At 40.3% G+C, this 12,971-nt stretch carries 7 protein-coding genes; 2 read left to right on the forward strand and 5 right to left on the reverse strand.

Annotated features, from left to right (window positions below):
- Position 1: 1 nt before the first annotated feature.
- Positions 2-3,403, reverse strand: a complete 3,402-nt coding sequence (locus tag QVH07_RS09515; protein WP_435367061.1) for a PVC-type heme-binding CxxCH protein — start codon at positions 3,401-3,403, stop codon at positions 2-4.
- A 226-nt stretch (positions 3,404-3,629) separates the two neighbouring features.
- Between QVH07_RS09515 and QVH07_RS09520 the strand changes: the two genes are divergently transcribed.
- Both QVH07_RS09520 and QVH07_RS09525 read left to right on the forward strand, forming a co-directional pair.
- Complete coding sequence (locus tag QVH07_RS09520; RefSeq protein ID WP_289999942.1) at positions 3,630-4,511, forward strand: AraC family transcriptional regulator; 882 nt, start codon at positions 3,630-3,632, stop codon at positions 4,509-4,511.
- A gap of 93 nt (positions 4,512-4,604) precedes the next feature.
- Positions 4,605-4,976 (forward strand): hypothetical protein, encoded by a 372-nt coding sequence (locus tag QVH07_RS09525; protein WP_289999943.1) that lies wholly within the window; start codon positions 4,605-4,607, stop codon positions 4,974-4,976.
- A gap of 1 nt (position 4,977) precedes the next feature.
- On the opposite strand, the gene QVH07_RS09530 is transcribed toward QVH07_RS09525, so the two are convergent.
- The 4 genes from QVH07_RS09530 to QVH07_RS09545 form a co-directional block, all read right to left on the reverse strand.
- A complete protein-coding gene (locus QVH07_RS09530; RefSeq protein WP_289999944.1) occupies positions 4,978-5,640 on the reverse strand; it encodes a LytR/AlgR family response regulator transcription factor in 663 nt (220 codons plus the stop codon).
- Position 5,641: 1 nt separating this feature from the next.
- Positions 5,642-7,066, reverse strand: a complete 1,425-nt coding sequence (locus QVH07_RS09535) for a sensor histidine kinase (RefSeq protein WP_289999945.1) — start codon at positions 7,064-7,066, stop codon at positions 5,642-5,644.
- A gap of 265 nt (positions 7,067-7,331) precedes the next feature.
- Positions 7,332-8,798: an SLC13 family permease gene (locus QVH07_RS09540; RefSeq protein ID WP_289999946.1), complete on the reverse strand. Its 1,467-nt coding sequence runs from the start codon at positions 8,796-8,798 to the stop codon at positions 7,332-7,334.
- Between the two features lie 62 nt (positions 8,799-8,860).
- The gene (locus QVH07_RS09545) at positions 8,861-12,964 is read right to left on the reverse strand and encodes a non-ribosomal peptide synthetase (protein WP_289999947.1); all 4,104 of its coding nucleotides are present in this window, start codon (positions 12,962-12,964) and stop codon (positions 8,861-8,863) included.
- Positions 12,965-12,971 lie beyond the last annotated feature (7 nt).

Genomic DNA, 12,971 nt, shown 5'->3' on the forward strand with positions numbered 1-12,971 from the left:
CTTATTCTACGATCATGATTCCGTTCATAATTCTCCAGTGGCCTGGTACAGTACACACAAATGGGTACTCCCCAGGTTCGGTAGGTGCTATGAACACGAGTGATTCTCTTTCTTCTGGATCGACTAGCTGAGTGGCTGCAATCACCTCAGGGATGTCTGGAACAAAGCTTTGCGAAGCACCCTGTGGGTTCCGTGCTAATTCATCTGCTGCTGCACCGATCACCTCCATTGATCCTTTCTGACCGATGACCAGGTTATGTTGCATGAAATCCGGATTCTCGAAATCAATAGTTACCTGAGAACCCGCTTTAACCGTGAATGAGCCAAGGTCATATTTCATTTCATGAGGAATGACAGAAAGCTTGACCATGGTGCTTCCATTTGCCGCAACAGTACTTGTTGCACCTTCCTGGGCTATATCAGTACCTGGCTTTTTAAGAGACAAGGTTGACTTATTACTCAAACGTCCACCAAACCACCAGGTTCCCTCATATCTACCTACCACATTTCTACTGTCATTTGAACCTACACGGACGCGATCAGGAGATAATGGCTCATCAAATAGTCCTTTGGTTTTTCCTGTTGCTATTTCCTCACCATTTATTTTTAGGCTCAAATCCCCATTTTCTTTAATTTCTGCATCTACGGTAAATTGCTCATCTGGAAGAGGGTCTGAAGAACTAAGGAGGGTCAAGTTTTCATCTTGTGCCACGGCAAAGTAGAGCTTCTCATCCATAAAATAGAGGCTGTAGCCATTGGTATTATTTCCCTGAGCCATTAAGATTCCATGTAATGGGTCATCACCCCTTGAAACAATCATTCGAACTTGAATTTCCTTTCCAGCAACATTAGGAGGGAAGAGGATACTGTTTCTTTGATCTAGCTGATACTGCTCGGAAACCAAGCTTCTGCTGATTCGATCTGAAAGTGATAATTCGGAATCACCGGAGGCTCTCAAAGCAGCTGTATTATCCAGCTTCGCAAATTCGGTAGGATGGGAGAGGACCGCTGCAAACACCGCCTGAGGCAAATATGAATCATCTCCATTTTCTTCATTTCCTGCTAATTCAACCAGGTTTTTAGCTGCATCCTCTGAGAACGGCATCTCAGAAAGAGCGAGAAAAGCAAACTTTCGGGTTGGCAAATCGGGATCATCCAAGACCCCTGAATCCATTATCGCTTTAAGGCTTTGTTGGTCTCTTGGAAGTACACGAAGCGCATTTTTTCGGACTGCGGCAGAGGGATGCTTAAGAGCTTTTTCAGCTACAGCACTTGCTTCAGTGTTACTTCCATCCAGTTGTCCAAGACCGTGGAGTGCCCATAAAGCATTGACCGCTGGTGCATTCAAGCCAATTTCATCTACTGTTTGATCCTCGATTATTTTATAAAGCTCAGGAGCGATTTCAGTGTTTTGATTTTCCACAATAAGCCTTTGGGCCGTGAGGCGCCAAAACATATTCTCGCTTTTAATAGCTTCTATAAGCTCAGCGTTTGATGCATCCTTTAGGTCAAACACTTTTGAATCTTCTCCACCTTTATAGCTGATTCTATAGATTCTTCCATGCTGTCTATCCCTAAGTGGGTTGATGTAAGCATTACCTTCTCCATTCTCAAATCCTCTAGGTGTAGGGTTATGCTGAATAATGAAGTTATACCAATCTGCAACCCAAAGAGCTCCATCAGGACCAACTTCCGCATGAACAGGTGAAAACCACTCATCAGAGCTGGAAAGGATATTAAATCCATTTTTCTCAGTATACCCCGAGCCTTCAGGAAGAATAATATTATTGTGAAGTACTCTACCGGTAGGTTCTGCCACGAAAGCAATCCGATTCCAATAGCTCTTAGGAAAGCTTCTGGCGGTATAAAAATTATGTCCGGCAGCAGCCGTATACCCTTTATGCCAATCCACCTGTCGCAAAAATGGCGTCACATGGTACATGTCGTAATGAGTATCAATACCGTGAACAGTATTTGCAGAGCCTTGAAAAACAGGACGCTTCACAAACTTATTTTCCATAGAAAAATAGACACTGTGCTGTCCATTGGCAGTGGAAATGAAAGTTTCAAAATCTTCTGTGAAACCGAGTCCCCAAGTATTGTTTGAGGTATTTCCAAGGTATTCAAGGTTTTCACCATTTGGTTCAAAGCGATAAACGCCCTGACCAAAGGAGTGATCCTGACCAGAAACCGTACCTCTGAATCCTGAGTATCCTAAAACACCCCAGATTTTATTATCAAAACCATATTTCAAGTTAGATGGACCAGCATGGGTATCACTTTTTCCCCATCCAGTCATGATCACTTCACGCACATCCGCTACATCGTCTCCGTCTGTATCTTTCAGAAAGACGAAATCAGGGGCCATGGAAATCAAGATGCCTCCATTTACAGCCATGATCGAGGTAGGGATATTCAGATTTTCAGCAAACACTGTGGATTTATCTGCCTTTCCATCTCCGTCCGTATCTTCTAAAATTTTTATTTGATCATTACCACCTTCGGTTCTAACCTCGTTTGGATAGTCTACTGTTTCAATCACGTATAGCCTGCCACGCTCATCCCATGCCATTGACATAGGGTTGATAATCATTGGCTCTGAAGCAAAAAGGGTCATTTCAAAACCCACAGGAAGCTGTACAGTTTTCATACTTTCTTCAGGAGAAAGAGGCAACTGATACTGTGGGGGAGGATCTCTTCTTTCATAGTTCGGAATCACTTCATCACGGAATTTCGGTTCTGGCATATCGTAAGCATCAAGAAGTGCAATGACTTCATCGCCAACTGCCCAAAGAATTCCATTAGCTAGCAATTCTTTAAACTCTTCCTTCTCCCAAGTCCTTTCGTCGTGTCCATATGCAGTATAGAAAACTCGTCCTTTTCCTTCTTCTCTGATCCATGTCCAAGGCTCTCTATGATCACCTTCCACTCGCTCCATTAGGACCTGAATGTCATCGTTGATTTGAGAATGTACATAGGTTTCATCCCAGGTCTCGAATTCTTCAATTCCTTCCATTATGGGGTGATCGGCATCAACGATGTCCACGGTAAATTCACCCGTTTCATGTGATTTGAATTGCCCTCCAACGGCCTCTACATACCAATCTGAGTTTCGGAAGCACCAAGAGGCACTATGCACAGGAATTAATGCTTTTCCACTTTGCACATATTCTTTCAATGCATCTTCCTGATCTGGAGTGATTTCATCATGATTGGCATAAATCATCAGCCCATCATAATTATAGAGTACATCCTCATTTAGGTCATTTGGATCAGAGGTGTAAGTGAGATTAATTCCTTTTTGGAAAAGCTGCACCCCAAGGTGCATCATTAGCTGTTCGGAATTATGATGTTCGCTTTCATGTCCCAATACCAAGATCTCAACTCGTCTTGGCTCGGTCATGGATAGGTAAACCTCCTTTTTCTCGGGTTTACATCCCAGACCGATTCCCAGGATTATTGCAAAAGAAAGCCAGATGAAAATCTTGCGATTCATAATTATTTGGGTTTAAAGTAATTCAATAAGCAAATTCTCTTTTTTTTAGCAAATCTTCTTCCTATTTCTTGATTACTTCTGACTGTATTTTGCTTATTTTTCAATCAAAATTTCATTTTTTGGTCAAAAAGCAGTGAAAAAGCCTCTAAAAAAGTCTCGAATTCCCAATACCAATGCCCTTGTCATTAAGGATTTGGTGGCACCATTTTTTGATGTGAATTGGCACTTTCATTCGGAATATCAGCTGTTTACTGTTTTGGAAGGCAAAGGCACGCGGTTCGTGGGAGATAGTATCAAACCTTTTAGGGAAGGGGACATGGTTCTTACAGGCCCAAATCTTCCTCATCTTTGGAGGAATGATAAAGCCTATTTCCAGCCTAAATCAGATCTTTTTACAAGAGGGATAGTGATCTATTTTCCGAAGAGCTTTTTGAATGACTCAATATTCCGGTTTGAGGAGTTTGAGGATATTGCGCTTTTGCTGGAACAGTCGAATTACGGTGTAGAAATTAGAGGGGAGACGAATCACATGGTCCAAAATCTAATGCTGGAGATGCTAGAGCAAAAAGGTTCAGGACAGGTCATCCGTTTGCTCCAGATCCTTCAGCTTATCGCTTCATCAGATCAAGTAGAATTAATTGCAAATCCTGGGTACATCAATTCGCACAAGGAATCGGAGAGGGACCGTATGGGCAAAGTCCATGATTACGTGATGAATCATTTTCAGGGGAAGGTGTCTTTGAAAGAAGTGGCAGATCTGACCAACTTATCTGATTCTGCCTTTAGTCGATTTTTTAAGGCAAGGATGAATAGAAGTTTTTCAGATTTTCTTACCGAAGTGAGGATAGCACATGCCTGTAAACTCCTTCATGAATCCGACACGAATATCAGTGAGGTGGCATTTGCCTCAGGGTTTCACACGCTTTCGAATTTCAATAGACTTTTTCTCAAAAGAACTAATAAGACACCTCTGGAATATAGAAAGGAGCATCAGAGAAATTTTTCCAGAGCATAAACTTTATTTCATTAGTTCAAATTAACATTTTGAAATTAGCTTATTAGCCAACAATTTGATTTATTCAAAAGTTAAAAATCAAAACATCATTAAATGAAACGAACACTAATTGCCGCTTCTCTTGTAATCATCTTTTCAAGCTTTATTTCAATGGGTGAGTTTAGCGATCCTGAGTATTTTCAGGGTAGATGGAATGTAACTGTCTATGGAACTCCACAGGGAGACGCCACTATTCCTATGAGGTTTGAAGCACAGGATGGGGCTCTAAATGGCTTCTTTTATGGCGATATGTCTGGGCAGGAATCGGAGATGGACACTGTTTACATCAGTGATGGCACTTTGAACGCCGCATTCTTTATCGGGGGTTATGATGTGACCATAAGCCTTTCCGAAGTCGATAAGGATAACTCAGCCGGTTTTTTGATGAATATGTTTGAATTAAAAGGGGTGAGGGTACAGGAGTAGCTCATTCCAGAACTCCTGAAAAGCTCACACTAATTGGGACTACATATTTCCCGAGGTGAACTTGATGCCTTTCAATTCTATCCAGCTTTCGTTTATTGATCAGGTAGGAGCGATGTGTCTTCACGAAATGCTCAGGAAGTGTATTTTCCAGGTCCTTGAATGTCATTCTGGATATTAATTTTTGGTCTACTAGCTGGAAAGTGACATAGTTTCCTGCAGCTTCGCAAAACAGCAAATCATCAAAAGATACTTTTATTTTCCCCTCAGAGGTCTTGATAAACAAATGATCAGGTTCTTCTGAGGGTTGTAACTCTTTCCATTCCTGTGCTCTTTGGCAGGACTTTAAAAAACGGCTGAGTGGGAAGGGCTTAAGCAAATAATCAGTCGCTTCCAGCTCAAAGCCCTTCACAGCAAAGTCCGAATACGCTGTGGTAAAGATGACCAAGGTCTCCTTTGGCAGCATGGCTGCCAAATCAATCCCTGAAATATCCGGCATATTGATATCCAGAAAAACCACATCCACTTCTTCCTTTTTAAGGTATTCCAAACCCTGAATGGCGTCAGAAAAAACAGCCTGAAGATCAAGAAAAGGAACTTTACCCGCATGAGCCTTTATGACTTCAAGAGCCATATTTTCATCGTCTATGGCGATCGCTTTTAACATATCAATCTAATTGCAGAGAGAAATGTACGAAATGCTCAGAATCATTAGCAACGATATTTAACTCATGACGGGAAGGGTAGAGGACAGCCAGCCTTTTGCGAACATTTTCCAATCCTATTCCGGATTCATCCTTCGGATCTTTCAAGGCTTTGGGAGGATGAATACTATTCACCACATCCAGATGAATGGATCCATTAAGACATCTCAGATTGATCTTGATCCAGGATTTATTTTTGGTACTGATACCATGTTTAAAGGCATTTTCCACAAAAGGGATCAACATCATGGGAGCGATTTTTCCGTCACAATGGGCATCATTGATCTGAATCTCCACCTCCAGATTTTCTTCATTTTTAAATCTTAGCATCTGCAGGTCCAGATAATTTTGCAGGTACTCCAATTCTCGCTTTAAAGAAATCTTATCTAGCTGATTTTCATGAAGCATAAAGCGCATCATGTCCCCGAGCTTCTGAATTCCATCGGATGTCTTTTCGGCATTTTCCATCAAAGCACTTCCATAAAGGGTATTAAGAGCGTTGAAAAGGAAATGTGGATTGATCTGAGATTTGAGGAAACTCAAGTTTGCGGAGCCAACTTCCACCTTATGTGTAAGGGTATCAATTTGCTTTTTGATACCAAAGTATCGATCAAAGGCAAAGTTAGAAAGGGGGATAAGCACTAGTTGAATTACAAGGGCAATTCCTATCCCTATCAGTAGCAGAATGGGCTGACCTTCAGCGCTGGCACCGAGAATAAAAGCACCAGAGGGAAACCCGACCAATATGATATTGAAAAAGTTGGCCTGTCGGGTTTTACCTTTTTTCCTTTTTCTATAAATCAAAAGGTAATTGAAAAGGATCACGACAATGGAACCCACGAGGATTACCGCAATGATTTCCCCCATATGCCTTGGCATAATCATGGACATTTGTTCCATAAAAAGAATCAAGAAGAAAAGAATGCTACCGAGTCGAAGTGCATTGTAAATTTTGAAATCCTCGAATTTTGGAGGTAGAAAAACCTGCTTGAGCAGAAACACCCAAACCAAATAGCCTATGTAAATCCCGGCTGTCTTGAAGTAATAAGGTGTAAATGGCGTCCCGGTGATTTCAGCCCCCACTGAAAACAAGGTGATGATCAGATAGGAAATCAGAACGATCGGAATACAAAAAGCAATCAGTCTCAGTACCTTATGATTCTTGCGAAACCCTGGGATGAGCCGCATATGAACCAGGTAAAAAACAGTGAAAAACACCAGAGGTATAATCACCTTGGCAAAATATTCAATCAGCCTTTCGTCTTCGAATCGGAACTGGGTACTTCCGATATTCAGAATATTGACCAAAATAACGATGAGAAAAAGAAAGGTGACTATCCACCATTCTATCTGTCGGAAGTCCAGGGATTTAGCTTTTAAGCTGTTCATAGGGTGCAATTAATGAGATTCGATTAAATACTACCAAAGATTCCTGTGAATAAAGTTGAATCGAATAGCTTGAAACCAAAAGCTGTGAGGAGATTGTAAATCATCCCCACAACAATCAGAATCAAATAGCTGGTTTTAGTTTTCATCACACATCTTATGGTAGTTCAAGAATAGTGTCCCGAATTTTGCCCATCAAAAAATTGTGACGAACTGAATGATCTTTGTGACGAATCAGAATTTTACCCTAAAAAAGCCCCACAAATGGCTAAAAGGGATATTCAAGCAGGTCGATTCCCCAGATTCTTGGAAGCACAAAGAATACCATCAGGGTCACGACGATTATGGAGAGAATGTTCAGCCAAAACCCGGAACGAACCATATCCCGCATTTTGAGATAGCCCGATCCAAATACTACCGCATTGGGAGGGGTGGCTACAGGAAGCATAAAAGCACAACTGGCAGCGAGAGTAGCACCCACCATCAGGCCAAATGGGTGAAGATCAAGCTTTACGGCTACAGAAGCCAAAATCGGCAAAAGCATGGAAGCAGTAGCCACATTAGACGTGATTTCAGTAAGAAAATTCACAGAGGCTATGATGATCAATAGGAACAAGAATAGGCTGATTCCCTCTATCAGCGTGAATCTCTGACCGATCCATTCTGCCAGACCTGTTTCTCTGAAGCCTTCGGCCAAAGCCAATCCACCTCCGAATAAAATCAAAACTCCCCAGGGAATCTTCTCGGCTGTTTCCCAATCCAGGATTCTTTCCTGACCATCTTTTGAGGGCAAAATGAATAGGATGATGACGCCCACCAAAACGATGACTGTATCGTTGATTTCCGGGAGTAGGGGTTGAAGTAAAAATGAACGCGTAATCCAGGCAAAACAAACCAATCCAAAAACAATCATGACATTCTTTTCCTCATAGGTCACTTTGCCTAATTCCTTTAGCTGCTTGCGAATGATATCTCTTCCTCCTTCGATTTCAAATTTTCTCGGTAGGGGATTAGCATGATTCACCAGATAGTACCAGCAGAAAAAAAGCAAACCCAGCGCCAGGGGAAGTCCAAAAGCAAACCATTCTCCAAAACCAATGGTGTATCCATATAAATCAGCAATTACAGCAGTCATGATGGCATTGGTTGGAGTACCCACTAAGGTGGCCACACCACCTATAGAAGCTCCATATGCTATGCCCAACATAATGTTCTTTCCCAGGTTTTCTCCCTGGGATAGATATTTCTCAGTTATCTGGGTTTTTAGTTGGAGAATCACCGCAACTCCGATAGGAAGCATCATTAAGGAGGTGGCAGAATTGGAAATCCACATGGAGAGCAGGCCCGTAGCCAGAATAAATCCAAGAACGATCTTTCTCATATCCGAGCCGATGAGATTAATGATTCCCAGGGCTATTCGTCTATGAAGATTCCATTTTTCTATCCCTGTGGCTAGTAAAAACCCTCCCATATAAAGCATCACCGTAGGATGCATATAATTCGCAGAAGCGGTTTTAATCGGGAGAATATTGAGTAGGGGAAAAAGAACGAGCGGAAGAAATGCCGTAGCGGCAATAGGGATGGCTTCAGTAATCCACCAAATGGCCATCCACAAGGCTATACCCAACATGGACTGAGCATCTTTATTGAGATCTGGGGAATCTGCAAAGAAATAAACCAAAACGAACGCCAAAGGTCCCAAATACAAACCCAGGCTTCCAGCATTTACCTTCATTAATTTCAAAGCTAAAAATTTTCGCTAGATCAGTACTATTTGTCCGGACTAATGGCAGATTCCTAGTTATTGCGAGATTGAAGTCTTGATCTGATTTCTGACTCTATAAATGAAGAAATCTTCCTTATGGAACCCAATTCAAAGAAATTCTGAATTCCTACATCCAGTTTTAACCTTTTATTAAGAAGAGATACAATTCTAATGGCTAAGAGTGAGTTTCCTCCAAGTGCGATGAATGAATCAGTAACGTCAATATTATCTTCTTTCATTACCATAACCCATGTATCATGTACCAATTGCTCAATTTTATTTTTCGGTTTTTCAATGGGTCCCACTTTCTTTCTTTCAGATGAGAAATCATGCTTTACAAGAGCAGTTTTATCAATCTTACCATTAGAAGTTAGTGGGAAAGACTCCACCTGAATAAAATTCGAAGGAATCATATTAGATGGTAGGTATTGGCCCATGTGCTTGATTAAAGCATTTAGATCGACTTTGGAACTTGCTTTGAAATAAGCTCTGATTTCCTTTTTGTTTTTGGGTTCATGAAATCCTATTTCTTCCATTAGCTGGTCAATTTCTTCCTGGCTAAGGTAATCATTCAATTCATCAATGGTCTCTTCTCTTTTCTTGTGACCCACGCGAACATCCCAGCTGTATGGGAAGGCATAATTGTGATAACCTTTCCGTTTTTTATGAACATAAATCCCCAGATCATTTATGATACAATTCGTACTTCTGCCGGTATCTTCTGGCCTTTTCCAGCCTATCTTATTCTCCAGATAATCCATCATCTCTGAAAGGCTCACATCACTGAATCGGTAAAAATCTACAAAGGAAACTTTATCGAAAACCTCGTCATTTTCGAACAATGAAACATCCAAATACTCACTTACCGCATCTTTGGTTCTATGATAAGATTTCCGTGCTTCCAAAATAATATTGTCAATGTCAGTGGGGTCAAAGTCTTCCTTGACAAATAATTCTTCTGTGAGTCTTGTTTCAAAGAACTGACCTCTTGAAAGGCCGGTCACTATTACGGGAATATTCTTGTCCAGAGCCAATTTTGTACTTAGTGTATAGACTGTCTTGAAACAACCATTACATACATTTTGATGACGCTCAATGCTATCTCTAAAGATGGCGTTCATTGCCTCGGTTGTACCATAAACATGATCCACACGTAATTGCTTTGTCAAATGATCAATATTCGCTTTAGCATTGTCCGAAATAAATCCATTGTCAAGGGTGAAAGCGAGTACTTTTAGATCTAGCTCCACTAACTTTGCCAGTGCATAGCTACTGTCTTTACCCCCACTTAGAAGCATCAGACAATCATATTGAGTGTTTCTACCATCGCCTAATCCGGTAATTTCAGATTTCAGGTTTTCGATAGACTTGAAGTATGAAGAAACATTTCTTTGATAATCGTCAAAAGATTCACAGAGGCTGCAGACTTGCTCATCATTGAAGGTAGCATCAGGATAGTTGGATGGTAGTCCACAATTTCTGCAGTAGAACTCCGGTGTTTCATAATGATCCTGATTGGCATCAGCTACCACGATATGTGCTTCTTCAATTTGCGGCATACTGGCTATGACAGATTCTAATTCCTGGGCCTCAATCCTGACACCATTTAATTTGATCTGCTCATCAATACGCCCTAAATATTCAAGACATTCATTTTCATGAAGCCTTACCAAGTCACCAGTCTTATAAATAGTCGCGTTTTCTTCGAAAGGTGAATCAATGAAGGATTTAAGGGTTGCTTTTGGATTATTCCAATAGCCTTTAGCCAAACCTGGTCCGCTTAGATATAACTCTCCAGGTACTCCCATTGGAACCAGGTTTTTAGCTCCATCTAAGATCAGGTATTCACAACCTTCAATTGGCTTTCCAATTAATACGGATGGCAAGTCTTCCTTTGGGTTGAATTCATGAACAATACAACCAACCGTAGCCTCGGTAGGTCCATATTCATTGAAAACCTTGCCTTTTGAACCTAATTCAAATTGAATTTCTGAAGCTAAACCGCTCTCCAGGTTTTCTCCCCCAAAGATCACAACTTCAATCCCAGATTCTTTCCAGGCTCCTTGTTTTAACAGTCTTGCATGAGAAGGTGTCAGCTTAATGGTATTGATTTCCGGGTTTTTTATTGCTTCTAGCACTGATAAATCAGGACCAGATTTACTTTCTTCATAAATATGAATACTTCCTCCAGTAACTAGGGGAAGAAAAATTGAAGTTATAGTCAGATCAAAACCAATGGAGGTAAAGAAGGGCATGCTTGCTTTATGACCCTTGCTATACATGCTCCTTGATTGCTCTATGTAATTTGAAAGTGAATCGATTCCGATTTCGACTCCTTTAGGCCGGCCAGTTGACCCGGATGTAAAGAGTATGTATCCACTTTCGTTAGGACTTACATTTTCAAGATTAGTAGGTGAAAGTTTTTGTAAACTATCAATGCTGAAATCAAATTGATTCAACCCTGAAAGTTCCTGGGTTTGTTTGGTAATTATCAGTTTTGGATTGACGTCTTTTAGAATACCTTGCATTCTCAGAGATGGAATATCCATAGGAATCGGCACGAATTTTCCTCCAATTCTTAAAACCGCAAGCACAGCAATGATGTATTCAAAGGATCGAGGTTTATGTATGGCTACTACCTCACCGGCTTTAACTCCTTTAGATTGAAATTCACCAGCAAGCCTATTAACCAGATCATTTAATTCAGAATAGTTAAGAGTATGACCATCCTTTGAAAGAGCGATTAGGTCTTTATTTTCTTTAAAAGATTGAGATAATTGACTTGCTAAGGAGAGAATTTTTCGCGGAGCAGATTTTTCTTTGAAAAGCTTTTTTGATCCCAGGTCAACTTCTGAAATTAACTGATTATCGTCTAAAAGAAATGCATTAAACACTTCCACAAAATGCTGAGGAGCCCATTTTAAACCCTGATCAGAGAAATATTTTTCATTGATGTCAAAGTAAAAATCCTGATTAGATGAGCTATTGAAATCATAGGCTTGCAACCTAATTTGATGACTTTCATCTAATTCATCCGGGAAGTGCCATTTAGTCCTGGTAGGATAGAAGCCAAAATCCCCAAAATGTAAAGGGATATAATTTACTACGAAATGAATACCTCTGGAGCTTTGTAAGCTTTGCGCACCAGGATTTCCATGTTTAAAGAAATCAAAAAGCTCGGTTCTCACTTTTTGAAATAGAGAGAAAAATGAATCCTCAGCTTCTATCTTGATATCAAAGGGTAAGACTTCAATCAACAAGCCAACCGTATTTCTATATTTTTTGAGATTTCGATTGGGAAATGGGCTTCCCAAACGAACTACACTTTCTCCAGAAACTCTTGAAATGTATGCTGTAAAAACGGTGGCCCAAATAGTAAATTTAGTTAGATCCGGATTCAACGAACGATAAGAGTCAGAATTTACTTTGACATCAAGCTTATCCTTTAAACTCTCATCAATTGGAAGCTTTACTCTTCTACCTTTATTTCTTGTGGGGTCTTCTGGATATCCATAGAGTTTAGGCTTTTTAGGAGCCAATTGACCTTTTCTACCCCAGTAATCTTCATTGTTTGATTCTTTGACCCCTCTTTTATTGGCTTCAAATTCCCTGTATTCCAGAAAGCTTGCTGAATCTTTTTCTGCTGAAGATTCTTTTCCATCAATAAGGTTAAAATATTCCTTAGCCTGCTGTTCAAAAAGAATTTTAAAACTACTGGCATCTGCTACAATATGATGAATATTCAGATACCAAATAAATGAGCCAGAATCAGTTTTTATTAGAACAGAATCAAAGGGTCTTAATCCCAAGTCAATTGGTTTTCTGATCCTCTTTTCAATAAACTCCTTCAGATCGTTTGAAGGAATTTCAAAAAGCTCAATCTTATAATCAATTTCTTCCTTAATGATCTGACGAACATCCGATTTATCATCTTCCTCGAAAATGGTTCTTAAAGCGTCATTATTTTTAAGCAGAATTGAAAAAGCCTGGTTAAAAATATCAGGGTCTAATTTTCCCTCTATTTCAAAAGTATGAGGTAAATAATTTGCAATAGATTTGGGTGATAATTTTTGACCTGCCCAAATACTACTTTGACTGCCTGTCAGGCTATGGGTGATGGGGGAGTCCTGAGTCACGAATAAT

Source organism: Algoriphagus sediminis (assembly GCF_030403435.1).
Lineage (GTDB): Bacteria > Bacteroidota > Bacteroidia > Cytophagales > Cyclobacteriaceae > Algoriphagus > Algoriphagus sediminis.